Raw genomic sequence first — 24190 nt, 5'->3', positions numbered from 1 at the left:
CTTTCTTTCTGTGTTAACCATGATTATAACAACTAAAATGTTTGAATAACAGCTTCAGTCCATTAGATACCATTTGACAACCTATCCCACTGCCATTTATCTAATTGGTTATATTATTTATTTAATCTTTCTATTTCCAATCGGAGTTTTTCTTGGCTTTTAATAAACCAAAGTTCCTCTGGGTATTGCGCCATAATGGCATTTGCAAATTCAACAGGGTCATTACCCATAATATCCTGTAATGGAAGTTGTTCAATTGAACTTTCTTTAAATAATTGAAGCATATTTTCTAACACTTCCATAAAATTTTCTCCTTTGGCGAAATTCCACATATACTGTTCTAACGCATGAAGGGCGTCCTTGTAACTTTGTGGCAACTGCTCTTTTTCAGCTTTATAATCGTTATACCGCTTTTTACTACCAATTAATTTTTCAAATAGGTTTTTCATTTACTATCATTCTCCTTTATTTCATTTAATTTTCTAGAGAGAAAAAACCATTTCTCCCAAAACTTATCGAGCTCATACTTTCCGGAATCATTTAACGTATAAAACTTCCTTGGTGGACCAAGCTCCGATTTTCTTTTTTCAACATGTAAAAGCTCTTTCTTTTCAAGTCTAAGCAACACAGTGTACACAGTTCCTTCTGCAATATCTTCAAAGCCTATGCTTTGTAAATACTGTGTGATTTCATAGCCATAGGTCTCCCCCTGCCCTATTTTCTGAAGCACAATCCCTTCTAACACACCTTTCAATAATTCTGTTAACCCTTTCACTCGCTAAACCCCTCTTTCATTCTTTGCTAAATAGTAATACTAAGTAGTATGCATAAACAACTTGTTTTTTAACATAAACGACACTAACTATATAGTAAAACTAAGTACTACTACATAATATGACTAAGTAGATAAATTGTCAATGGTTTAAAAAAAAATAAAAAACCACCTGAACTTCTTTTCTTAAAAGGCTCAGGTGGGGAACACTTATGCTTACGCAATGATTGCTTGCTGTTTCTTTTCTTTCTTTTTATTTAAAAATAACACTAAACCTACAAGCCCAATACCGATAGCTGTTAAGATTGCTGCTGCGATATAAGCAGTCGTAAAGCTTCCTGTCGTTTCCTTAAAGTAGGAAGCGATACGTGGACCTACAAAAGCGCCCCCAGAATAGCCAAGGAAAACGATGGCATAGTTCATACCGAAATTCTTTGGACCAAATGACTGACTAGTTAAAGGCGGAAACACTACAAGTAAACCACCAAAAGCAAAACCGAGGATAACAATACAAATGGTGAAGTACACAAGTGATGTCGCCATTGTTAATAGTAATAATGCAGCAATCGTCATAACTAAATTAATTAATAGAGCGATATAGGAACCGAATTTATCATAAATAACCCCAAACGCTAAGCGTCCAACAAAGTTCGATAATGTGCTAATACTGACAATGACTGCACCAACTGTCGCTGTTAACCCAACTTGGTCTTGAGCGATTACAGAAGCAGAAGATACCATCATTGTTCCTGCCGTACTCGCTGCCACTAAAGTTAAAAATAATAGATAAAACAGCGGAGTAGCAAGCATTTGCTTCCAATTTAGATTGATGATTGCCGCCTTTTTCTTTTGACTTTGTTCTTGTTCCGATGGTAATTTCCAGCCTTTGGGACAAAAGTTAGCTGGTGCAGTGTACATTAACCAACCCACAGCCCAAACACCGATAAAAAAGACGATCCCCAGTATACGGAATGATACTAGCACCCCGAAACGTTCAATGATCATCGCCGCAATCGGAGACAATATAAATGGACCAATTGCTGCACTTGATAATAATAACCCTGAAATTTTTCCACCCTTATCAGGGAACCAACGCATAGCTGTGACTAAGGCCGAATTATACATCATCCCCGCTCCACTACCAGCGACTAGGCTGAAGGTTACATAAAGCATAGGAATGGTTGTCACTGAAGCGGTTAAAAACCAACCTAACCCAAAGAGTAAGCCACCAATATACATCAGCCACTTGACTCCATAGCGGTCAGTAATCATGCCGGCAAATATGGCAACAATAGCAAAAATTAAAGTGTACAATGAGTAAGCTAAGTTATAGTCCGCACTTGACCATCCATGTAATTTTGTCATCGGTTCCGAAAAAACACTAAAAATCGCAATAGAGGCGACGAGAAAAATAATGATCCAGGCACTAGTGAAAATAAACCAGCGATTTGGTACTTTCTTTGATGTTGACATGTTTATCCCCCTTATTCGAACAATCGCTTCACTTTTTACCTTTAAAGAAAGATAGCCATTAAGCCTTTACTGCTTAATGACTATCTTCAAAAAAGTAATTATACGATTGTGTAGCCGCCATCAATCGGTACGACTGCACCGTTCATAAATTTCGATTCATCTGATGCTAAAAATACGGCTAGATCAGCCACTTCATAGTCATTGCCAAAACGGTCTAACGGTATTTTATTGGTTGGACGTGTTTTTAACATATCTGCTGTTAATGGCGTACGGATTGTTCCTGGTGCAATCGCATTCATTTTGATACCTTTAGAACCATAGACCGCAGCAATATGCTTCGTATAACCAACTACCGCATGTTTGGATGCCGTGTAAGCGGCTCCACCCATTTGTGCAACAAGACCTGCAATGGAAGCAATATTGACGATTGTTCCTTCACCGCGCTTAATCATATTTGGTAATACAAGGTTTGTAATTTTATAAATGGCTTTCACGTTAATATCAAATATTAAATCCCATTGTTGCTCTGTTGTTTCTAAACTGTTCGTGTATTTATCAAAAATTCCAGCATTATTGATGACAACATCAATCTGACCATAGTGATCCATAGCTGCTTTTACCATATTTTCTAAATCAGCTTGTTCTGTTACATTGACTTTTACCGCTAAAGCTTCCCCGTTGTTTTCCTTTATTTCTGCTACTACTGCTTCAGCACCTTCCATATTTAAGTCAGCAACAATTACTTTCGCCCCTTCACTAGCAAAACGAAGGGCTTCAGCCTTGCCCATACCAGATGCTGCCCCTGTAATAATAGCTACTTTATTTTGTAATCTCATAACTGTCTCCCCTTTGAACGTAAATTAAATTAGGATAAGTGATTGCCTATTCCTTTGTCCTACGTTTACTATTGTAAAATAGTCTTTTAATAACGTATAATACATCTTTATCTATAATTTATAACTTTGAAGTTATGAAAGAGGTGGATAGTTTTGGAGCTTTTACAGTTACGCTATTTTCAAAAAGTAGCTCATTTAGAAAGCATCACGAAAGCAGCGAATGAATTACATGTATCTCAACCAGCATTGAGTAAAATGATTGCAAGGCTTGAACATGATTTGGGGGCATCTCTTTTCGATCGTCAAGGACGAACCATTCGCTTAAATGATTTTGGTCGCTCTTATTTAAATAGAATCAATCGTGTGTTTTTTGAATTGGAGGAAGGCGAGCGTGAAATAGAAGAAATGGTAACGACACAACATCGTATCACTTCGGTTTCCATTGCCCTGCCACATATCTTACCCTTCTTTATTGGAGAGTTCATGAAGGAGCATCCTAATGTTCATATTAAACAATACACTGGCACAGCAGCAGCGATGAAAAAGCAATTAGAGGATGGAGATATTGATTTTTGTATTTCTATGAGGCCTATCGAAGGGACAGAAATTGAGTGGATGACCCTCCTTGATGAGGAAATCTTTTTATCTGTCCCACCTGATCACCCCCTTGCCCACCGATCTTCGGTTCATTTAAATGAAGTATGTAACGAGGTATTTATTAATCGTCCGATGGGCTATGATTTTAGAGATTTAACGGATCAGTTTTGCTCTGAAGCAGACTTCACTCCCCATACTCCGATTGAACTTGAAGAAGCAGGAGCTATTTTACGATTGATTGAGCTCGGTTTAGGGATTTCTTTTACACCACAGTTATCATTATTACAAGAGAATTTACCGAAAACAGTGCAAATCCCAATCACTGCTCCTCGTTGTCGACGTAATATTGGACTCGCCTGGCATAAAGGACGTTATTTCTCTCAGGCTGCGACTGATCTCCATCAATTTACGGTGCGTTTTTTTAAACACATCGCTCTTACTTATTTTGACGATCAGAGTGTTGGCGATTGATACGGGGTATAGTTAACTTAACTTTCTTCTATATGAATGATTTCTGGTAGGAAAATGATATCAATACGGTCATCTTCCTTTACGACTCGAAGCGATTGTTTGAATGTATCTACATAATGAATGCGACCGGAAATAGTCACTTGTTCTCCTCGACGGAACAAGGTAAATGTTAACAAAGTATGAAACGCCATGGCCTCGCTAATCACCTCATCGAACTGTTCATATTGTTGTTCATCTAACTGAGGTTTAGTTTGTTTATGGTGACTTTCATCATACTCTCTTAAAAGCTTGACATGTTCCGGTAGCATCATTGAAACCCATTTCTTATTCCCACGATCACGAAGCATCACTTATTCCTTCTTTCTCCTTACTATTTTTTATGACCACCGACAAGTGTTGCTCTATGTCTCGCTGTACCTGCATCGGTATAAGAAACCGCTCGCAATAAGGAAGCAGATCCGAAGCGGGCACGAATGCGATCGACGGTATAGCCGAGCTTGCGCTTGTTAAAGCCGTTTTGATCAAATAAACTAAGCTGATACTCGTGATCATCGGTTATTTGTCCAAGAGAAATAGTAATCTTCCGAACCGTTTTGCCGTTATAATGTTCATCTAATAAAGCTAAACAAACATGATAAATGGTCATTGTTACATTTGTCGGCTCCTCCATTGTCCGAGAACGATAAAATCCACCACCAAACTCATCCTTGCTATATCCAAGCCCAAAATGAACGGTTCTTCCAGCCTTACGATGTGTGCGCGCCCTTCTTGCAACCTCCTCACACATTTCTAAAACAACATGCTTGATTTCTTCTTTATCAGTATAATCTCGAAGCAAGATTTGACTTTTCCCAAAGCTAATTTGACCTTGTAAAATCGGAGCACCGATTTCTGACAAATCTATTCCCCATGCGTGATAATAAAGCTGATTGCCCATAATACCAAACTTTTTTTCTAGTGTAGTTAGATTAAAATGGGCAAGCTGACCAACCGTGAAAATGCCCATACTGTTCAAATTTTTCTCCATTCTACTGCCTATACCCCACATTTGACTTAATGGAGAAATCGGCCAAAGCTTTTCTTCTATTTGTTCATAAGTCCACTCAGCAATACCAGCCTTCTTTGCTTCTAAATCAAGACAAAGCTTTGCCATTAACATATTAGGACCAATCCCAACAGATGAAGGTAGTTGAAATTCCCTTTCGATATCATCTTTTATCTTTTGGGCAATCGTATAGGCGTCACCCCATATATGTTCTGTTCCGTCAATACGAATAAAACTTTCATCGACACTATAAGTGTGCACAGCCTCTTTTGGTACATAGCGATGAAATACACGTGTAATTTCCATAGAGACACGTAAATACGTAGCCATCTTTGGCTCTTCAATAATAATGCGGGGGTCATTGGGTACTTCAAATAGCCTCGATCCTGTTTTTATGCCAAATTCTTTCTTCATTCTCGGTGAAGCAGCAAGAATGACACTGCCTTTACGATCATGATTTCCCGCCACTACAAGATAGCATTCCATTGGATCTAATCCCCGTATAACAGCTGAACAACTGGCATAGAAGCTCTTCATATCTATACATAAAATTTGTTGTTTTGGCATTACACTATAATCAACCATTAGATTGCCTCTTCCCACTATAAAATAAGAACTTATGTTCCGTTTATTTATACCCATAATATTAACCGAATATACGTTCTCTTTCAATGGAAATTTTACGACGAATTTCTTATATTCGACTGTCTAGACAAAACCTGGGATTAAATAAGAATAGCTCTATCATTAGATGAGATGGACTATGGGGAAAAACAAACTCTTGTACTGCAGAAGGCTGCTCCTTCCATTATCCTATGTATAAATATTCGACATATTATGATATTTTACCTAAATCTATAATCAAAAAAGTCCCAGCTTTTCCTCTTTTATTTAACGGGAATGTTTAATGGATAGTCAAAAAAATCACTGTTTTTCCGCTATCTTTGACCGTTTCACTATTGATGTATGAGCAAACCGCTTTTGTAACCAAATAAGACAAAAAAACATGAACAAATTGTTCATGTTCATGTTTTCTAAAGATTCCTAGCGAGTAAATGGGACCCAACCTTCTGCAGCTAGGATCACTTCCCATAATCCGTTCGGAATGTCATATTTATCTCTTTCTTTTAAATTCAGGGCATATTCTATTTTCTCAAGACGATCTTCTTGAATATATGCAGCCCATCTTGGTGAAATGAGTAATTCTCTACCTATAGCAATAAGCGGGATATTTCGTTCTCTAACAGCTAATGCGTCATCAGGTGAATTCACTTTTCCAACGGCCATTAACGGAACACGTCCGTTAATTACTTCATTCACCAGCTCAATTCTTGTGCGCTCTGTATCCGCCCCGCGGTGAGGAGTAGATAGTGCATGCATAAGAGAGATGTGCAAATAATCGAATGGAAGATTTGATAAAGCATCCACTAGTTGAAAGGTTTCAGTCATTGTTAAACCAGGTGTCGACGGCTCTTCAGGTGAGAAGCGATAACCGAAAATAAATGGTCTCTTTGCATGCTTATCAATCGCTCTTTGGCAAGCTTCCGCAACAGCCAATGGAAACTTCATCCGATTTTCTACAGATCCACCCCATTCATCCGTACGGTTATTCGTATAAGGGGAATAAAACTGCTGTACTAAATACCCGTTTGCACCATGAATTTCTACTCCATCAAAACCTGCTTCAATTGCTCTTCTCGTTGCTTCTCCAAAAGCTTCGATGATTTCTTCAATTTCCCCTGTCGATAGGGCACGAGCCTTTTGGTTATCACGATCGATATTTGACGCAGATACAACATCACCATCGGGAACAAGTTCAGAAGGACATGAAATGCCGCCGTGATGAATTTGTATCACCGCTTTTGCCCCTTCTTGTTGAACCGTCTCAGCTAGTTTTTTTAAACCAGGAATAAACTGGTCATCGTAAATAGCTGGTTGACCAGGAAAAGCTTTACCATTTGGTGTTACATTGGCACAAGCAGTAATAACTGTACCTAAATCCTTTGCACGGGCCTTAATAAAGACTAATTCTTCTTCTGAAATAGAGCCATCATCATTAGAAGAATAATGTGTCATCGGTGCGAGTGCAAGTCGATTTTTAACTGTCACACCGTTAGGAAATGTATAGGATTCAAATAACGGTTCAAATTTTGCTTTCATATCTATCACCTTTTCTCTATAAATATCTTCACGAATTTCACCATATAGATAAAAACAGCCCGATGCAAACCATTCAACTTGAAACATTATTTTTTATTAAACACACCGCGTCCAGCCCATTCAAATAATCTGGGAGCAATGGCAAATACTTTACTCCCTAAATTCATCCACCTTGGGAGATTGACCTCTCTTGTTGGCGTCAACATCACATCAACAACTTTTCGCGCAACATACTCCGGCTTTAACATATATCGCTGAACATTTTTCACATATGTGCCTTCTTTATCAGCAATATCAAAAAAATTCGTCTCAATTGGGCCTGGATTCACTGTTGTAATATACACACCTTGAGAAGCAACTTCCATCCGTAGGCTATTAGAATAACCTAATACCGCATGTTTGGTTGCAGAATAGGTACTTGATTTCGGCGTGGCAATTTTTCCAGCTTGTGAAGCGATATTGATAATATGCCCGCTTTTGGTCGCTAACATTTTTGGCAATACTTGCTGTGTGCAAGCAATTAAACCCAGTACATTCACATCGAACATGCTTTTTACTTCTTTCATATCTGCATCATGAGCATAAGTGAAAATGCCGTATCCCGCATTATTCACAAGGACATCGATTACTTTAAACCGTTCGAGAATCAATGGGAAAACTTCCTCTACCTTTTCCATATTAGAGACATCTAAAGAAAATGTATAAATATCAATAGCATAGCGTTGCTCAAGCTCTTCTTTCATTGCAGCTAATTTATCTGTCCTTCTAGCCACTAAAGCAAGATTGGCTCCTCTTTCCGCACAAAGCCTTGCCATCTTTTCACCTATCCCACCTGATGCACCTGTAATAATAATGTTCTTTCCATGTAAATCTTTTCCCATTTTATCACCTCATTTGGCTACTATAGAAAGACACACCGTCCTTCTTATACTCATTTACTTCCCCCATCGCAAGCAAATAGTCGAGCTGACCGATTGTTTCAGATACCGTAAGAGGTAATTGCATTTTGTAAGCTTTCGGAAAAAGGCGTTTGCATATATCAAAGACCGTCATTGATTCTTCCATGAGCCATTTCTTGACCTTCATCGCACGTTCATGCTGTGCTTTTTTTCGTTGAGGTATGATTTCATTTACATTTGTGAAGACTTCTCCATGACCTGGCAATACAAGTGCAAGCGGATAACGGCTTAATTTATCAAGTGATTCATTATATTGCAATAATGATTTAGGGCGCTCAGATTGCCCAGGTAAAGGTGGCTCCATTAACGGATTCGGAGAAATATGAGCCAGCAGATGGTCACCACCAATATAAATTCCATCACTTTCTCGCAATAAACCAATATGACTTTGTGCATGACCCGGCGTTTCGATAACACGCCATCCCTTTAACCCTGGAGGTTCGTCTCCCTCACAAATCTCTTGTGCTAATGAGCGATCACAGAAATAGGCAAGCTCAGTATGTAGTCTTGTCATTACTTTATCGTAATACTGAATCAAGCCAAACTCAGTGAGAACATGCTGATAAAAATCATTATTTTGCTGTAGGAAGGCCTCTGTCCGATTGAGCCATCGCTCATTTAAAGGATGACCAATAATTTGCATATCAGCCGGAAAATAATCCAGCAGACCAACGTGATCTGGATGATGATGAGTCAGAATCACTTGCTCAATATCTGACAGTGTTAAGCCTAACTCATTTAGTTCTGACTGCAACGCTTCCCAAGCTTCCTCTGTTTTAGGTCCAGCATCTATAAGGGTTAGCTTCTCTCCTTTGATGACATAAAGGTTAACATCACCTACAGGAAAAGGAGTAGGAATCACGAGTCGACCGATATCATTAATCCATTGTGCCATTTTCATACCCTCCAACAATCATTATATTTAAATAAAATATGTGTAGAACAATCTAATCTTTAAACATATATATATTTAATCTTAGCTTTATTTCTCAACAATGTCATTATTTTCACATAACTTTTAACAAATTATCTCTAAAAACGAATAAAAATGTTATTGACAATTTCCCTTGTTATCCCTCATAATCACAATAAATTAATGATTTAACGCGATGAATAAGAATAGTAGATGAACATAAGACGAAAAGAGAGTGAAGCTCAATTAGGCTGAAAGGTTTCACCGTCCCCTAGTCCATCGAACCTACCTTATGAGTGTTAGCAAAACTAACCGTAGCCGGCGTTAACGGAGTCGAGATTGTCTGTTCTAACTCAAAGAACATGACAAATGAAGGTGGTACCACGGAAGCACGTCCTTTCGTCCTTTACAGGATGAAGGGGCTTTTTTTTATTGACCTTGACGGAGTTTGCAAGTACGAACCTTATCAACATTATCAAGGAGGAAAAAAAATGAAAATCGCATTTATTGGCGCAGGTTCGATGGCTGAAGCTCTAATATCTGGCATCATTACACAAAAATTAGTAAGTGGAAACAATGTATGGGTAACGAACAAATGCAATCAAGAAAAGCTCTATGAATTACAACAATCTTATGGTGTCAACATATCTTATGACATAAAAGACATCCTCTCTCATGTCAATATCGTCTGCTTAGCTATGAAACCAAAGGATGTCGGAGAAGCGATTCAAAGTATTCGAGCTTATTTACGTAAAGATATGTTAATCGTCTCCGTCTTAGCAGGGGTATCCATTACTTCTATTGAAGAAATGGTAGACACAGACCTAGCTATTGTTCGTGCCATGCCTAATACTTCAGCAACAATCGGTAAATCTGCCAGTGCATTAGCCATGAATCATAATGTAAACCATTTACAATTAGAAACGGTTAAAGGGATGTTTGAAACAGTTGGTTTAACGACCATCGTTAAAGAGGAAGACTTAGATGCGGTTACAGGATTATCCGGAAGTGGTCCAGCCTATATATATTATCTAGTTGAAGCGATGGAAAAAAGTGCAGTAGAAATAGGGCTCGAAAAAGAGGTAGCAAAAAAGTTTATTATCCAAACCTTAATAGGTGCTGCAGAAATGCTTGAGAAATCGTCAAAAGAATCTGCACAATTACGAAAAGAGGTCACTAGCCCTGGAGGAACAACAGAGGCCGGATTAAAGGTACTCGAAGCACATGCGGTACAAGAAGCATTTGTAGAATGCATTAAAGCAGCGACAGCACAATCTAAAAAACTTGGTGAGATTTTTGCTAATAACATGAAAGTTTAACCTAATGAATGGATATTAAAAGAATTACACTGCTGCACATTCATTTTTTATTTGCATTCCTTCATAATTATAGATAGGGACTGGGACAAAAAAATACGAACAAACCGGATTACCGCCATTTGCTCGTATTTCTATTACTCTGGAGCATCTTGATATTGTCTCAGTCTTTCAACTGTTACTTGAATAGATCAAATAAACCAGAAGAATCTAAGAACACAATTATAATAATGATTGGTACGATATATCTCATCAAAAAGAACCAAACATTAAATATCCCTGTCAGCGCCGTAGAGTTCATGACAATTTCGCTTTTTAATAAGTCTTTTTTCATTCGATAAGATACGAATAGAGCAATCATCAAAGCACCAAAAGGTAAAAGAATATTACTTACTAAGAAATCAGCACTATCAAAAATAGATTTACCAAAAATAGTTATGTCAGATAGTAAGCTATAAGAAAGATTAGAAGGAATTCCGACGATGAATATCGCCAAACCAAATAACCAAGCGATTTTACCCCTATTTTTTGTCGCTCCTTTCGTAACGGAAGCTACTGCGATTTCAAGCATTGAAAAGGCAGAAGTCAGTGTCGCGAATAAGAACAAAGCCAAGAATAACAACAAGAAAACTTTTCCAAAAATAATTTGATCAAATACAGCTGGTAAGACGATGAATAGTAGCCCAGGTCCAGCAGTTGGCTCAAACCCTAATGAAAAGACGGCAGGAAAGATGGCCAAACCAGCCAGTATAGAAATGAATAAGTTCATTGCGACAACAGAAAGTGCCGGTTGTAACAAACTTTCTTTCTTTGATAAGTAAGAACTATACGTAACCATTACAGAAATCCCTACACTAAGAGAAAAGAATGATTGCCCCATGGCATATAATAAACTTTCAGAGTTTAATAAAGAGAAATTGGGTTGCAAGAAGAACTTTATTCCCTCTGAGGCGCCTTCTAATGTAACAGAACGAATAATAATAATAATAAACAAGATAAATAATGCTGGCATCATAAATTTACTTACCTTTTCAATCCCTTGCTGTACACCCTTGGCAACAACGAAAATTGTAATGATGAGGAATAACGCCTGTGCACCTAAAGAAATATACGGATTAGATACAGTTTCATTAAACAGACTCTCATACCCCGACATCCCTACACCTTTATCACTTGTTACTCCATAAAATAAATATTGAATAACCCAGCCACCGATTACACTATAAAAAGAGAGTAATAAGAAAGAAGTAAATACGCCTAAGTAACCAACCCAATGCCACTTTGTTTTAGGTGCGATCGTTTTATAGGCAGAAATCGCTTCTTTTCCTGTACTACGGCCGATAACAAACTCAGCCAGCAGTAATGGAAAACCAATAAATAAAGAGAACAAAATGAATAATAAAATAAAAGCGCCACCACCACTTTCCCCAGTCACATAGGGTAGCTTCCATATCGCGCCTAAGCCAATTGCTGAACCTGCAGAAGCAAGAATAAATCCAAGCTTAGAAGACCATTGTTCGTTTTGCATGATTTTTTCCTCCTTTTTTAACCTTTATCTATATCTTCCACATTATTTCATCCCCTGGAAATTAGGACATTTGTCAACGTGAATTTTGTTATAAAAATCCTCTATTCCTTATTAAAAATAAAACAAAAAAGCCGCAAAGCTCATAAAGGGACGTGTGACTCACGCGGTACCACCCTTTTTGAAAGCTTGCGACTTTCCACTCGAATTCATAACGGTATTGATGACCGTCCTTACTGTCTTCGGCCGAACATGACAGCAAAGAAAAAGCTCCAAGAATGAAATTCATCTTATTTATAGTTCAGCTCACACCAACCGCTGACTCTCTTTACTAGGGAAATAAGGTTTACTAGTTTCTCTTCATTGCTTTATAAAATATAATTTTAAAAGTATAAATGTGATTATAGTACGATTACTATCTATAAGTCAATAACTGTTTTTTTAAATTTTTAAGATAAAATGAAACAGACATTTCTCCTTATGTCCTGAGTTGGTTCTACTGTCGCATTTGTTTAAACTGATAAACTACGCAATTATTTCCTAGGGATATCTATTTCTTTAAAATCTTCAGCAAGGATTGCTGCAGGGAAATCTACCTTTGCCTGCTCTTCTAGCTGTGACCACTCACTACGTTCATAGCGTGAACTAATATGTGTGAGACATAATTGTTCTACGCCCGCTTGTTGGGCTACAGCAGCTGCTTGGGCAATTGTGGAATGGTAATAATCATGCGCGAGCTGTTCCTCGCCATTCGCAAAGGTTGCCTCATGAACAAGTAAATTTGCATTGCGTGCTAATTCAATTGCCGCCGAACAAAAACGCGTGTCACCTAAAATAGTCACGATTCTCCCCATTTGTGGTGGTCCAACATAATCTTTAGGATTAATTATGCGACCATCCTCAAGAGTAATTGTCTCACCTTCTTTAATTCTTTTAAAAATAGGGCCTGGCCTTACACCATCTTCTATCAATTGATCAGCCATTAAAGTTCCCGGCAAATCTTTCTCTACAACACGATAACCGAAAGATGGTATACCATGGTCAAGTTTCTTTGCTGTCACTATGAATTGATCATCATAACAAACGACCCCCTCGTCTATTTCAATAATCTCAAGAGGATATTGCAAGTAAGTTTGACTAACCGAAAGAGACACTTCGATATATTCTTTTATTCCCTTTGGACCATATACTGTTAGCTTTTCTTTGCCGCCTTGATGTGAACGACTAGCTAAAAATCCCGGCAAACCATATATATGATCGCCATGAAGATGAGTAATAAAAACTTTCTCTATTCTTCTTGGCTTGATTGTTGTATGTAAAATTTGATGTTGTGTGGCTTCTCCACAATCGAACAACCATATGGCTCTTCTTTCATCTAAAAGCTTTAAAGCGATACTTGTAACATTCCTTGCTTTCGCAGGGACACCCGCACCTGTTCCTAAGAAAAAAACTTTCACTGCCTTTTCTTCCTTTCTCCTCATTCATTATTATCATCATACAGAAAAACACGATAAAGCTAAAGCGCTACAGTTATTTCCTTTCAAAAAAGGTTGCTGTTTTTCACTTTAAGCGATAAAATTTTATACTTGAGTGGGTATATATTTCATCGTTGAGATGAACCTAAAAAAATAGAACTTTTTTACATAGAAAGGAATATCATTGTGAATAATTCTGAAAATCCAACTGCATTGATTATGATATTCGGTGCAACAGGTGACTTAGCGAAACGTAAACTATTTCCATCACTTTACCGATTGTTTAAAAGAGGAAAACTATCTGAACGCTATTGTATTATTGGCGTTGCTAGACGAGAACTAACGAACGGTGCTTTTCAAGAAAGTGTGCGACAATCTATTGAAGAAGCTGAAGGACATCATGATGACCTTAATGAGTTTATCACACACTTTTATTATCATTCCCATGATGTCACAGATTCTAGTTCTTATTTAGCGTTAAAAACACTAGCAAATGACTTAGATACACATTATCAATTAGAAGGTAATCGCATTTTCTATTTAGCGATGGCACCAGAATTCTTTGGGACAATTGCCGATCATTTAAAATCAGATGGGCTAACAGAAGTTGACGGTTTTAAACGTTTAGTAATTGAAAAACCATTTGGTCATGATCTCCCTTCTGCAATAGAATTGAACAATCGCCTTCGTCAAGCGTTTGCTGAGGAAGAAGTTTATCGAATAGATCATTATTTAGGAAAAGAAATGGTCCAAAATATAGAGGTCATTCGCTTCGCCAACGCCATATTTGAACCACTATGGAATAATCGCTACATATCTAATATCCAAGTGACATCAAGTGAAGTATTAGGTGTCGAAGAACGTGGGAGATATTATGAGAATAGCGGTGCTCTTAGGGATATGGTGCAAAACCATATGCTGCAAATGGTTGCCTTACTTGCAATGGAGCCACCAATTAAACTGACAGACGAGGAAATCCGTTCTGAAAAAGTAAAAGTGTTCCGTGCTTTGAAATCACTTGAAGGAGAGGCTGTAAAGGAGAATTTTGTTCGTGGCCAATATGGACCAAGCAAAAAAGATAATGAGCCAATTAACGGTTATCGTCAAGAACCGATGGTCAAAGCTGACTCCAATACCGAGACTTTCGTTGCCGGAAAACTGATAATTGACAATTTCCGTTGGGCCGGCGTTCCTATTTACATCCGTACAGGAAAAAAGATGGCAACGAAATCAACAAAAATAGTCGTTCAATTCAAGGATATTCCAATGAATTTATACTATCAGCATGAAAAGACGTTAAACCCTAATTTACTCGTCATTCATATCCAACCAGATGAAGGAATTAGTCTTTACTTAAACGCACAAAAATCTGGTGACACAATGAATGCCACACCAGTAAAGCTCAACTTCTCCAACAATAGTGTCGATCACATGAACACACCTGAAGCTTATGAGCGACTCCTTTATGACTGTATGCGCGGAGACGCAACAAACTTTGCTCATTGGGATGAAGTGGCTTTATCTTGGAGCTTCGTCGATAAGATCTCACAAATTTGGGAAAACCAACAAGCAGAGCAATTTCCAAACTACGAAGCTGGAACAATGGGTCCAAAAGCGGCTGACGAGTTATTAGAAAAAGACGGCTTCCACTGGTGGCCGGTAGAAAGCGGCGACTATCGTTAATATGTATGCACAATATAAAGCATGGCGTAAGGGGAAAAAACCTTATGCTATGCTTTTATTTTTAGATTCAACTTTTAAGATTAAAAAAACACCACAACAAGAGCGTTTGTGGTGTACATATTTTCGCTTATTCTTTCTCTTTTTTTAATCGCTGTAAAAAATCTTTATTAAAGCTGGTTGATGTACCGATGTTGGCTTTTTTCTTTTGTATAGCCTCAAGAGACGCTGCATGATCAACAATCGATGGGCCATACTTTTTCCTCAAACTTTCAATGGTTTGGTAAAGAGGCTCTTTTTTGGCGTCTTCTTCATAGTGAAATAAATCTAATTGTTTCACAGCTTGTCCTTTTTCGACAAGGTCCGTACCAGTTATGCCAAGCAACCGCACAGCATCACCACTCCAGTGTTTCATAAAGAGAGGCTGAGCCTGATTATAAATTTCTTCCACTGACTGAATAGCAAAACCGATTTTTTTGCTTCTCGTAATCGTATGGCGGTTTTTATAACGGATCATCACGCTTATACCAGTAGCATAGACTTTTTTTCGTTTTAGCCTCGTAGACACTTTAAAAGCAAGGTGATTCAACACTTCAAAAAGTTCTTTCTGCTTACTCATATCCCGCGGGAGTGTCGTTGAGTTACCTATACTTTTAAATTCCTCGGCAGCTTCTGGATCAACCGGACGTGAATCTATGCCATTTGCTCTATCTTTTAAACGCTCACCATTTATGCCTAATGTAGATTTTATCATGAACGTGTCTGCCTTCGCTAAATCACCAATCGTATAAATACGCATACTTTCAAGCTTCTCACTTGTCTTCTGACCAACACCATGCATTTCTTTTACAGGAAGAGGCCACAATTTACTAGGAACATCCCGTTTTCTTAATATTGTAATGCCAAGAGGCTTCTTCATATCAGAGGCCATTTTGGCTAAAAATTTATTTGGTGCAATGCCAATACTACAAGGTAAATCTAACTGCTCTTTTATACGGTTCTGAATAATTGAAGCCACTTCAATAGGGGTGCCAAACTGGTCGCTAGCAGTAATATCCATATATCCTTCATCAATAGAGACAGGCTCTACAAGATCTGAATAATGATTAAGCACTTCAAACATACCAATTGACGCTGCACGATACCTTTCAAAATTAGGGCGTAAAATAATTAACTGCGGACATAACCTTTTCGCTTCCCACAATGGCATCGTTGTTTTTACGCCAAATCTCCTTGCTTCATAGCTGCAAGTAACAATAATCCCTCTACGCTCCTCAGGATTTCCAGCAATAGCAATAGGCTTCCCCTTTAATGTCGGATCATAGGCCATTTCTACAGATGCATAAAAACTATTCATATCAACATGTAAAATCACTCGGCCGGCTTTAGGATACATTGAATTCACTTAAAGCACATCCTTTAGGTTTGTATCCTCCAATTATAGCAAATAGATTATAAAGCTGCCTCTGCTTCCTTAGCTTCTGTTATATATTCTGCAATGGAAACATTACCATCCAATGAGCTCACGAAGCGATGGCTGTCAATGATAGAAATTAATCTATTTTTAAAATTAGCAATTCCTTTTAAGTAGTCTAGACGAATATGTAAAAGAAGTCCTGGCTTTTCAATAAGACCTTCCGCTATATCAATAATCTCCTTCGTTTCCGCAACAAGTAAGCCGTATTCAAATTCTTCTCCTTGAATGATGATGATTCTTCTATCTTTACTTTCTTCAATCGCTCGATTATAAAATATCATTTCAATATCAAGAACCGGGACAAGGTGGCCCCGAGAACGTATCATACCTTTTACATAATGCGGGAGTTGTGGGACAGATGTAAAACCTTCTGCCCGTTCTATAGCAATGACCTGATCAATAGTAATCGCATACTCTTCCTGCCTACATCGAAACACAATATATTTATCCAAAAGATTCACTCCTTCTTTTGTTCATAGTAAAAATATATCATATATTAAGTAAAAAAGAAGAGAGAAGAGTAAGGACTATTTTCCTAATGGAGAATTATATCTTTGATAGGACTCTATCAGGCTCCTCCCAACATTTTCACTGAATTCTTTGAGGATATTCATTTATGTCCATGTTAATTCTAACGATGTACAATTTTGGGTTATTTAAGAAAGTACAAATATGTACTACGGGAATAAATAACCGGAATTTCATCTATTTTCTAGTGATTTTTGTACAAAAACGTGACTCGTGCATCCCTCTAACTTATCCTTTGGCTTTTGCCAGTTAACATGATGTACTCCAATCTTTCTTCTTTTTGAATTGAACGAGCACACCCCATTTGCTCATATATCTTTCTAATCATCAGCAAAGATTTGCTGTGTATGAAAGTTATCCGCCCAACTCATTCTGCTACTTTTCTTCTCATTGATGTTCACCAAAACCCCTCTCAGAATAATTTTTCATCCACAAAAAAGAAAGCCGCTAGCACAAATAAAAGTGTGCTCTGCGGCTTTCAAGGTTGTCCTTACTTGAGCTGTAGCTATGCTCTATCATGAGGATTTAAGCTGCTACTTCCTCGATAATTGCTATTACCATTTCAGCTAACTTATTGAGCTCTTCGATTGACATTCTTTCGTTCGTTGTGTGAATTTCTTCATAACCAACTGCCAAGTTTACTGTAGGAATATCAAATCCAGCAATAATGTTGGCATCACTGCCACCACCGCTATGCAATAATTCCGGTTTACGCCCTACTTTTTCCGCTGCCTTTTTGGCAACTTCGACAACATGGTCACCGTCTGCAAATTTGAATCCTGGGTACATCACTTCAATATTAACTTCTGCTCTGCCACCCATTTCTTCTGCTGCACTTTCAAATGCTGCTTTCATTTTCTCAACTTGCGCTTCCATTTTTTCAGCAATGAGAGAGCGTGCTTCCGCAAGAACGTCGACATGATCACATACGATATTCGTTTGTTTTCCGCCTTCAAAGCGACCGATATTGGCTGTTGTTTCTTCATCAATTCTACCTAAAGGCATTCTAGAAATCGCTTTTGATGCCATCGTGATTGCAGAAATACCTTTTTCTGGTGCTACTCCAGCATGTGCCGTTTTGCCAATCATCGTTGCTCTCACTTTCGCTTGTGTCGGCGCAGCAACAATAATATTACCTACTTTTCCATCGCTATCAAGAGCGTAGCCGAATTTTGCTTGAATGAGAGAAGAGTCTAATGCTTTTGCACCAACTAGTCCAGATTCTTCACCGACAGTAATAATAAATTGGATTGTACCGTGAACAATATTTTGCTCTTTAAGTACTTTGACGATTTCAAGCATTACCGCTAACCCAGTCTTATCATCAGCACCTAAAATCGTTGTGCCATCTGTTACTACATAACCATCCTGAATTGAAGGTTTGACCCCGATACCAGGTACAACTGTATCCATATGAGATGTGAAATAAATAGGGTCAACGCCTTCTTTATTTCCTTGAAGTGTACAAATTAAGTTGCCCGCTCCATGCCCCGTCACTGCAGTCGTATCATCTTCAAATACTTCTACTCCAATGTCACGGAATTTCTTTTTCAATACTTTTGCAATCTGTGCTTCATCCTTTGTTTCAGAATCAATTTGCACAAGTTCTAAAAACTCATTTAACAGTCTTTCTTCATTAATCATCCGTCAATAACCTCCAAATTTCACGAGCCTTATTATGCTTTTAAACAGTTCTCTTCAACACTAATTAGTATACTCCTAACGAAACTTATCAGCAAATAAAGAATGTTTTATAGAAAATTTGACTTCTATCTTTCTATAAAGGCATATTCCCGTGCTTTTTAAACGGGCGTGTTTCCTTTTTATTTTTTAACATATCTAATGCCTGGATAATTTTTATTCTTGTTTCTCTTGGATCAATGACATCATCTACCATACCACGACTGGCTGCGACATATGGGTTGGCAAATTTTTCACGATACTCTTCTATTTTTTGCGCTCTCGTTTGTTCAGGATTTTCACTCGTGGCAATCTCCTTAGCAAAAATAATGTTAGCTGCCCCTTGAGGGCCCATGACAGCCACCTCAGCGTTTGGCCAAGCAAAAACCAAGTCTGCCCCAATAGATTTACTATTCAACGCTACATAAGCCCCTCCATATGCTTTTCGCAGTATGACGGTTAACTTAGGTACCGTCGCTTCTGAATAGGCATAAAGAATTTTTGCGCCATGACGAATAATTCCCCCATGTTCTTGCTTAATCCCAGGAAAGAACCCAGTAACATCCTCAAAAGTCACTAATGGGATATTGAATGAGTCACAGAAACGAATAAAGCGAGCTGCTTTGTCAGATGAATCAATATCTAACCCGCCAGCCATCACTTTAGGTTGATTACAAACAAGTCCAATTGATTCGCCCTTTATCCTCGCTAAGCCAACAACAATATTCTTGGCAAAATCAGGTTGCACCTCTAAGAAAGAATCAGCATCCACCACTTGATCAATTACCTTGCGAACATCATAAGGTCTAATTGCATCAAATGGAATAATATCCGTTAAATCTGGTCGATAGTCATCTGTTGATTCATCTGCTTTTCTTGGTGCGCGCTCTTCATTGTTTTGCGGGAGATAACTTAATAAATCCCGAACTTGCGCAATAACCTCTTCCTCTGTCTTTCCTTTAAAGTGGGCATTGCCACTAATCGTATTATGTACATTTGCTCCACCTAAATCTTCTGCCGTAATTTTTTCTCCAGTAACGGTCTCAATCACTTTTGGCCCTGTAATGAACATTTGGCTCGTATTCTCGACCATAAAAACAAAGTCGGTAATAGCTGGCGAATAAACAGCACCACCTGCACACGGACCTAGAATAACAGATATTTGCGGGATAACACCTGAATAAATTGAATTTCTATAAAAAATCTGTCCGTATCCATCTAAAGAAACGACACCTTCTTGAATACGTGCACCACCGGAATCATTTAAGCCAATAAACGGAGCTCCGTTCTCTGCGGCTAAGTCCATAACATTCGCAATTTTTTTTGCATGCATTTCCCCTAGTGCACCACCAAAAACAGTAAAGTCCTGTGAGAAAAGAAAGATCGGACGCCCGTTCACTTTTCCATAACCAGTAATAACCCCATCACCAGGCCCTTTTTGTTTATCTAAACCAAAATCATTGCTACGGTGTTTAATGAACGGGTTTAATTCCACAAATGTGCCAGCATCGACTAATAAAGCAATTCTTTCTCTTGCTGTTAGTTTTCCTTTTTCATGCTGTTTTTCAATTCTTTCGTCTCCGCCACCAAGCTCTACTTCTCTTCTACGATCATAAAGTTCATTAATTTTTTCATAGATGTCTGCCATTAGCTTGTCATTCCCTTCTTTTCACATAATTCATATAAAACACTGCCAGTTGATTTAGGATGCATGAAGGCTACACTCGCTCCACCTGCACCCATTTTTGGCTGATCTTGAATCATTTGAATGCCTTTTGTTTTCATTTCTTCGATTCTCTCTTGAATAGAATGGACGCCTAATGCCACATGATGAAGACCTTCTCCCCTTTTAGCGATAAACTTCGCTACAGCGCTTTCATCTGTTTGCGGCTCTAATAACTCAAGCTTCATCTCCCCAATTTGAATAAAAGCTACTTTAATGCCTTCACTCTTCACTTCTTCAATTCCTAACAAAGGTAATTGCAATGTTTCCGTATAAAAAGGTAATGATTGCGCTAATGATCGAACAGCGATACCAATATGATCAATTTTTTTGATCAACGAAATCCCCCCTATTCTATCTATTTAAAAATATCATTATTTTCTAACTATATATAATTATAATAATTTTCCACGAATATGTCGAATATACAAGAAAAAAACTCTATGTTGTTCAAATGAGAAAATCCTAGTAAAATAAAGAGGAATACCACTCAAGGAGAGGGTGAAAGAAATTGCCGAAAAAAACAATGAAGATCATAGTCTATTTGATGATTTTCGTTATGCTTGCATCGACACTTCTAATGGGTCTAACGATGTTCTTCTAATATAAAATTAAAAAGCATGAAACTACTTGAAGCTTAACAAGAAAAAGGACGGCTCAGCACTCGGAAATTCCGAATGTTGAGCCGTCCTTTTATAATGCGCCATATTTTTTTGCTAATTGTTCTGTGGTTTCATCAGTTGAAACAATTAATATTTTCGTTCCAATAGGAATTCTCTCAAATAAAGCTTCAACATGGTCATTCTTCAGGCGAATACAGCCATTAGAGACATAGTGACCAATCGTCTCTGGGTCATTGGTGCCGTGAATGCCATAAATTCTGCCATCTGTCTCTTTCGCATCAAAACCTATCCAGCGTGTGCCTAACGGGTTATTTTTCTTTCCACCTGGGATATCTTTTTTTCGATAATAAGGATTTTCCGCTTTTACTATAATCGTAAACATCCCCTCTGGCGTTAAGCTATCAGTCTTTCCTGTAGCAACATGAACAACCTGTTGAACCTCCCTATTATCAATAAAAGTTAGCTCATTTGTGCGCTTATTTACAATCACGAAAGGATCTCCCGGTAACGGGTTTGGGCCAATGGGCCAAAGTGGAGAAATCATTAACACTAGAAAAAGATGACTCATCACATTTAGCAATAGAATCACATCCTTTTTTCCCTTTATTGTTCTCCAGTGGCCGTATTTTGATACAAGCTCTTGCTTCCTTTTAACCCCGCAAATTGACTTTTGATAAAGAGATATTCTTCCATTTCTTTAATAAAATAAAGTAAATCCGCGCGTGCTTCAAATTCTTCTCTTGTTTGTGGTAATGGCATTTCAGCAAATTGGGCCCGCATTTGTTGTAACTTATCGATGAAAAGACTGGCCGTGTTTCCTGGATGGATATGTTCGGATAAATCCTCAATAAAATCAGCTATCATCTCTGCTTGCTCAACATTTTCATCAATCGCCGTCACCACTGGCAAAACATGCTCAATGATTTCAAATTGTTTCTCTCTCATTTTGAAATAACTATAATAGAGACTCTCGTTCCTTAATACATGATTTTCCACTTCTCTGAATGCTAATGCTTTTGCTTCTTCAATTAATTGATACGTCTCCGTGATTTCCTTACCATCCCAAGTACTTTCATTTGTTCTTAAATATATGACAATCTCATCAAAAATCAGTTTGAAATTTTGTTCAATTTCTACTTGATATTCCTTTAATTTCACGTCAAGGCTAGGCATGTATAAATTGGCTAATAATGCAATGCCAACCCCAATGATAATAATTCCTACCTCATTTAAAATCAGTCCCACTGTCACTTGTTCAGCTGAATAAATATGTAGAATAATAACGGAACTTGTAACAATTCCATCGCTAGCTTTGAACATTACCGCTAATGGAATAAACACAAGTAAGACGATACCAATAACTAATGGATGATAGGCAAGTATTTCAAAGAGTAGAGACGCAACAAATATAGCAATGAAACACGCGAATATCCGATCCCATGAAGCACGCAAGGAATCTTTTTTTGTCACCTTCACACATAAAATCGTTAAAATACCGGCGGAGACATAATTCTCCAAACCAAGCATTTGCGCAATCATAATAGCAAGAGTTGCTCCGACTGCCGTTTTCACTGTTCTATAGCCTATTCTAAATTTCATCTTATTACTCCTCGTATGTTCATCATGCTAGAGCATCAAGTACGTATCGTTCTCGTTTATCTACTTTAGTGAATTTTCGTTTTTTTTATTGCCCTGATAACAATACTTTCTCTTATAACCAAAGCCCAGAAAATAATTGATGATAACACACCAACCACAATACGAAAGAATATCACACTAGCTAACATGATATTTCTTATTATTATACAATAATCACATTCTAATAATGAAAAAATAAGATATAAAAAGGGAAAAGGTCTTTACCTCCCAAAAATATGAAGATAAAGACCCTTTTCTATTCCCTTAGGAGTTATTTATTGTTTCAATCTCTTCCTAAAGGCGTCTTTCTTTTCCTGGAAACCTTTGGCGCGCAAAAAGTTTAATATAAACTAGGTGGTATTTGATCATCTCTACCCTTCATTACTGACGGTGGAGTATTAAATATATAATCTGGTGCAGGTTTTAATTTCGGTTTTTTTGCAAAAGGGACAGGGTTTTCCACATAGTTAAAAGTACCCAGCTTATCCATACTCGGTCCATGTGCCCATCTTCCTTCTGCACTTTCATTCCCTTCTGAAAAATTAAATAAGGTATAAGATACTTCTTGTTTTTCAAGTTCTCTCGGAAAAGTACTTGGTACAACGACATTTTCTTTTTCTTCCAATTCTTTAATAGCAGCAATCCATTGATTTTGATGCATCGTATCTCTAGCAAGAAGCCAAGAAAGCATATCTTTCACACCTTTATCATTTGTCGCAGCATATAAACGTGCAACTTGTAACCTTCCTTGTGATTCTGCATTTAAATTAGCTCTAAAATCAGCAAGTAAATTACCGCTAGCAATAATATAATCTGCTGACCACCGTTTTCCGTTACTATCAGCTGGCATTGCACCTAATCCCGAGACAATGGCATGCTGAGGATTCATTCCTCCTAGAATAGCCCCAATAATAGGATCTTTAGCAGCTGCTTCTAAGTCTCCTACTGGTGCTCCATCTAATAAGCGAGCAACCATTGTTGCTAACATCTCTATATGTGCTAACTCCTCAGCACCAGTATCCATTAATAAATCTTTATATTTCCCATTGCCTCTAACGTTCCAACCTTGAAAGAGATATTGTAGCGCAACTGATATTTCTCCAAACTGCCCTCCAATTACTTCTTGCAGTTGGCGAGCGAAGACTGGGTCAGGTCTTTCTGGTTTTGCATGATATTGTAATTCTTTTATATGATAAAACATAGACATTACTCCTAATATTTTATTTATAACACTGTAGTATATTTAGCAAAAATGATTAGGTGTCTGTACTTTAAATACAATATTATTACATCAAGCTC

23 protein-coding genes and 1 other annotated feature are annotated in these 24190 nt (G+C 37.8%); of the genes, 4 read left to right on the top strand and 19 right to left on the bottom strand.

What is annotated here, in order from left to right; all coding sequences use genetic code 11:
• Positions 1-113: 113 nt before the first annotated feature.
• The 4 genes from LCM23_RS05730 to LCM23_RS05715 all read right to left on the bottom strand — a co-directional run bounded on the left by LCM23_RS05730 (position 114) and on the right by LCM23_RS05715 (position 3081).
• Positions 114-449 (bottom strand): DUF1048 domain-containing protein, encoded by a 336-nt coding sequence (locus tag LCM23_RS05730; protein WP_224936051.1) that lies wholly within the window; start codon positions 447-449, stop codon positions 114-116.
• Positions 446-775 (bottom strand): PadR family transcriptional regulator, encoded by a 330-nt coding sequence (locus LCM23_RS05725; protein ID WP_224936050.1) that lies wholly within the window; start codon positions 773-775, stop codon positions 446-448. The genes LCM23_RS05730 and LCM23_RS05725 overlap by 4 nt, the downstream gene beginning before the upstream one ends.
• A 213-nt stretch (positions 776-988) precedes the next feature.
• Positions 989-2245 carry an L-lactate MFS transporter gene (locus tag LCM23_RS05720; RefSeq protein ID WP_224936049.1) on the bottom strand — a complete coding sequence of 419 codons (1257 nt, stop codon included), beginning with the start codon at positions 2243-2245 and terminating at the stop codon, positions 989-991.
• Between the two features lie 98 nt (positions 2246-2343).
• The gene (locus tag LCM23_RS05715; protein WP_224936048.1) at positions 2344-3081 is read right to left on the bottom strand and encodes an SDR family NAD(P)-dependent oxidoreductase; all 738 of its coding nucleotides are present in this window, start codon (positions 3079-3081) and stop codon (positions 2344-2346) included.
• A 153-nt stretch (positions 3082-3234) separates the two neighbouring features.
• On the opposite strand from LCM23_RS05715, the gene LCM23_RS05710 reads away from it, so the two are divergent.
• Positions 3235-4149, top strand: a complete 915-nt coding sequence (locus tag LCM23_RS05710; protein ID WP_224936047.1) for a LysR family transcriptional regulator — start codon at positions 3235-3237, stop codon at positions 4147-4149.
• Positions 4150-4166: 17 nt separating this feature from the next.
• Here LCM23_RS05710 and LCM23_RS05705 read toward each other — a convergent pair whose 3' ends face one another.
• The 5 genes from LCM23_RS05705 to LCM23_RS05685 all read right to left on the bottom strand — a co-directional run bounded on the left by LCM23_RS05705 (position 4167) and on the right by LCM23_RS05685 (position 9208).
• Entirely contained in the window at positions 4167-4496 is a 330-nt protein-coding gene (locus LCM23_RS05705; protein ID WP_224936046.1) for a YolD-like family protein, read from the bottom strand.
• A 23-nt stretch (positions 4497-4519) separates the two neighbouring features.
• Positions 4520-5779: a Y-family DNA polymerase gene (locus LCM23_RS05700; RefSeq protein WP_095372669.1), complete on the bottom strand. Its 1260-nt coding sequence runs from the start codon at positions 5777-5779 to the stop codon at positions 4520-4522.
• A 459-nt stretch (positions 5780-6238) separates the two neighbouring features.
• Entirely contained in the window at positions 6239-7354 is a 1116-nt protein-coding gene (locus tag LCM23_RS05695) for an NADH-dependent flavin oxidoreductase (RefSeq protein ID WP_224936045.1), read from the bottom strand.
• 86 nt (positions 7355-7440) lie between these two features.
• Positions 7441-8235 (bottom strand): SDR family NAD(P)-dependent oxidoreductase, encoded by a 795-nt coding sequence (locus LCM23_RS05690; protein ID WP_224936044.1) that lies wholly within the window; start codon positions 8233-8235, stop codon positions 7441-7443.
• Positions 8236-8239: 4 nt separating this feature from the next.
• A complete protein-coding gene (locus LCM23_RS05685) occupies positions 8240-9208 on the bottom strand; it encodes an MBL fold metallo-hydrolase (protein ID WP_224936043.1) in 969 nt (322 codons plus the stop codon).
• Between the two features lie 509 nt (positions 9209-9717).
• Here LCM23_RS05685 and proC point away from each other — a divergent pair.
• The gene (gene proC, locus LCM23_RS05680) at positions 9718-10545 is read left to right on the top strand and encodes a pyrroline-5-carboxylate reductase (RefSeq protein ID WP_224936042.1); all 828 of its coding nucleotides are present in this window, start codon (positions 9718-9720) and stop codon (positions 10543-10545) included.
• A gap of 175 nt (positions 10546-10720) precedes the next feature.
• Here the strand turns inward: proC and LCM23_RS05675 are convergent, their stop codons facing one another.
• Both LCM23_RS05675 and rnz read right to left on the bottom strand, forming a co-directional pair.
• Positions 10721-12073: a sodium-dependent transporter gene (locus LCM23_RS05675; RefSeq protein ID WP_224936208.1), complete on the bottom strand. Its 1353-nt coding sequence runs from the start codon at positions 12071-12073 to the stop codon at positions 10721-10723.
• Positions 12074-12213: 140 nt separating this feature from the next.
• Positions 12214-12440 (bottom strand) — a binding site (T-box leader).
• Between the two features lie 160 nt (positions 12441-12600).
• Positions 12601-13524: a ribonuclease Z gene (rnz, locus tag LCM23_RS05670; protein WP_224936041.1), complete on the bottom strand. Its 924-nt coding sequence runs from the start codon at positions 13522-13524 to the stop codon at positions 12601-12603.
• 204 nt (positions 13525-13728) lie between these two features.
• Between rnz and zwf the strand changes: the two genes are divergently transcribed.
• Positions 13729-15225: a glucose-6-phosphate dehydrogenase gene (gene zwf, locus LCM23_RS05665; protein WP_224936040.1), complete on the top strand. Its 1497-nt coding sequence runs from the start codon at positions 13729-13731 to the stop codon at positions 15223-15225.
• Between the two features lie 127 nt (positions 15226-15352).
• Here the strand turns inward: zwf and LCM23_RS05660 are convergent, their stop codons facing one another.
• The 5 genes from LCM23_RS05660 to mce all read right to left on the bottom strand — a co-directional run bounded on the left by LCM23_RS05660 (position 15353) and on the right by mce (position 20968).
• Positions 15353-16627: a DNA polymerase IV gene (locus LCM23_RS05660; RefSeq protein WP_224936039.1), complete on the bottom strand. Its 1275-nt coding sequence runs from the start codon at positions 16625-16627 to the stop codon at positions 15353-15355.
• A 47-nt stretch (positions 16628-16674) separates the two neighbouring features.
• Positions 16675-17151: a chemotaxis protein CheW gene (locus LCM23_RS05655; protein ID WP_224936038.1), complete on the bottom strand. Its 477-nt coding sequence runs from the start codon at positions 17149-17151 to the stop codon at positions 16675-16677.
• 601 nt (positions 17152-17752) lie between these two features.
• Complete coding sequence (locus LCM23_RS05650; protein WP_224936037.1) at positions 17753-18871, bottom strand: M20/M25/M40 family metallo-hydrolase; 1119 nt, start codon at positions 18869-18871, stop codon at positions 17753-17755.
• Positions 18872-19004: 133 nt separating this feature from the next.
• Entirely contained in the window at positions 19005-20555 is a 1551-nt protein-coding gene (locus tag LCM23_RS05645; RefSeq protein ID WP_224936036.1) for an acyl-CoA carboxylase subunit beta, read from the bottom strand.
• Positions 20555-20968, bottom strand: coding sequence for a methylmalonyl-CoA epimerase (gene mce / locus LCM23_RS05640; protein ID WP_224936035.1), 414 nt, complete (start codon positions 20966-20968; stop codon positions 20555-20557). The genes LCM23_RS05645 and mce overlap by 1 nt, the downstream gene beginning before the upstream one ends.
• A 188-nt stretch (positions 20969-21156) precedes the next feature.
• Between mce and prli42 the strand changes: the two genes are divergently transcribed.
• Complete coding sequence (prli42, locus tag LCM23_RS05635; protein WP_218971988.1) at positions 21157-21234, top strand: stressosome-associated protein Prli42; 78 nt, start codon at positions 21157-21159, stop codon at positions 21232-21234.
• An 89-nt stretch (positions 21235-21323) separates the two neighbouring features.
• Here prli42 and LCM23_RS05630 read toward each other — a convergent pair whose 3' ends face one another.
• The 3 genes from LCM23_RS05630 to LCM23_RS05620 all read right to left on the bottom strand — a co-directional run bounded on the left by LCM23_RS05630 (position 21324) and on the right by LCM23_RS05620 (position 24092).
• A complete protein-coding gene (locus tag LCM23_RS05630) occupies positions 21324-21821 on the bottom strand; it encodes a L,D-transpeptidase (RefSeq protein WP_224936207.1) in 498 nt (165 codons plus the stop codon).
• A gap of 35 nt (positions 21822-21856) precedes the next feature.
• Positions 21857-22852 carry an aromatic acid exporter family protein gene (locus LCM23_RS05625; RefSeq protein WP_224936034.1) on the bottom strand — a complete coding sequence of 332 codons (996 nt, stop codon included), beginning with the start codon at positions 22850-22852 and terminating at the stop codon, positions 21857-21859.
• A gap of 379 nt (positions 22853-23231) precedes the next feature.
• Entirely contained in the window at positions 23232-24092 is an 861-nt protein-coding gene (locus LCM23_RS05620) for a manganese catalase family protein (RefSeq protein WP_224936033.1), read from the bottom strand.
• Positions 24093-24190: the final 98 nt, after the last annotated feature.

The sequence above is a fragment of the Cytobacillus kochii genome (genome assembly GCF_020171845.1).
GTDB lineage: Bacteria > Bacillota > Bacilli > Bacillales > Cytobacillaceae > Cytobacillus > Cytobacillus kochii.
Note: the sequence above shows the minus strand (reverse complement) of the source record. Positions and strands in the feature narration are given on the sequence as shown.

Bases quoted from the DNA above. Each gene is read 5' to 3' on its own strand.
- LCM23_RS05730 (WP_224936051.1), bottom strand. From the start codon at position 449: ATGAAAAACCTATTTGAAAAATTAATTGGTAGTAAAAAGCGGTATAAC.
- LCM23_RS05720 (WP_224936049.1), bottom strand. From the start codon at position 2,245: ATGTCAACATCAAAGAAAGTACCAAATCGCTGGTTTATTTTCACTAGT.
- LCM23_RS05715 (WP_224936048.1), bottom strand. From the start codon at position 3,081: ATGAGATTACAAAATAAAGTAGCTATTATTACAGGGGCAGCATCTGGT.
- LCM23_RS05705 (WP_224936046.1), bottom strand. From the start codon at position 4,496: ATGCTTCGTGATCGTGGGAATAAGAAATGGGTTTCAATGATGCTACCG.
- LCM23_RS05700 (WP_095372669.1), bottom strand. From the start codon at position 5,779: ATGGTTGATTATAGTGTAATGCCAAAACAACAAATTTTATGTATAGAT.
- LCM23_RS05695 (WP_224936045.1), bottom strand. From the start codon at position 7,354: ATGAAAGCAAAATTTGAACCGTTATTTGAATCCTATACATTTCCTAAC.
- LCM23_RS05690 (WP_224936044.1), bottom strand. From the start codon at position 8,235: ATGGGAAAAGATTTACATGGAAAGAACATTATTATTACAGGTGCATCA.
- LCM23_RS05685 (WP_224936043.1), bottom strand. From the start codon at position 9,208: ATGGCACAATGGATTAATGATATCGGTCGACTCGTGATTCCTACTCCT.
- proC (WP_224936042.1), top strand. From the start codon at position 9,718: ATGAAAATCGCATTTATTGGCGCAGGTTCGATGGCTGAAGCTCTAATA.
- LCM23_RS05650 (WP_224936037.1), bottom strand. From the start codon at position 18,871: ATGATTAATGAAGAAAGACTGTTAAATGAGTTTTTAGAACTTGTGCAA.
- LCM23_RS05645 (WP_224936036.1), bottom strand. From the start codon at position 20,555: ATGGCAGACATCTATGAAAAAATTAATGAACTTTATGATCGTAGAAGA.
- prli42 (WP_218971988.1), top strand. From the start codon at position 21,157: ATGAAGATCATAGTCTATTTGATGATTTTCGTTATGCTTGCATCGACA.
- LCM23_RS05630 (WP_224936207.1), bottom strand. From the start codon at position 21,821: ATGAGTCATCTTTTTCTAGTGTTAATGATTTCTCCACTTTGGCCCATT.
- LCM23_RS05625 (WP_224936034.1), bottom strand. From the start codon at position 22,852: ATGAAATTTAGAATAGGCTATAGAACAGTGAAAACGGCAGTCGGAGCA.
- LCM23_RS05620 (WP_224936033.1), bottom strand. From the start codon at position 24,092: ATGTTTTATCATATAAAAGAATTACAATATCATGCAAAACCAGAAAGA.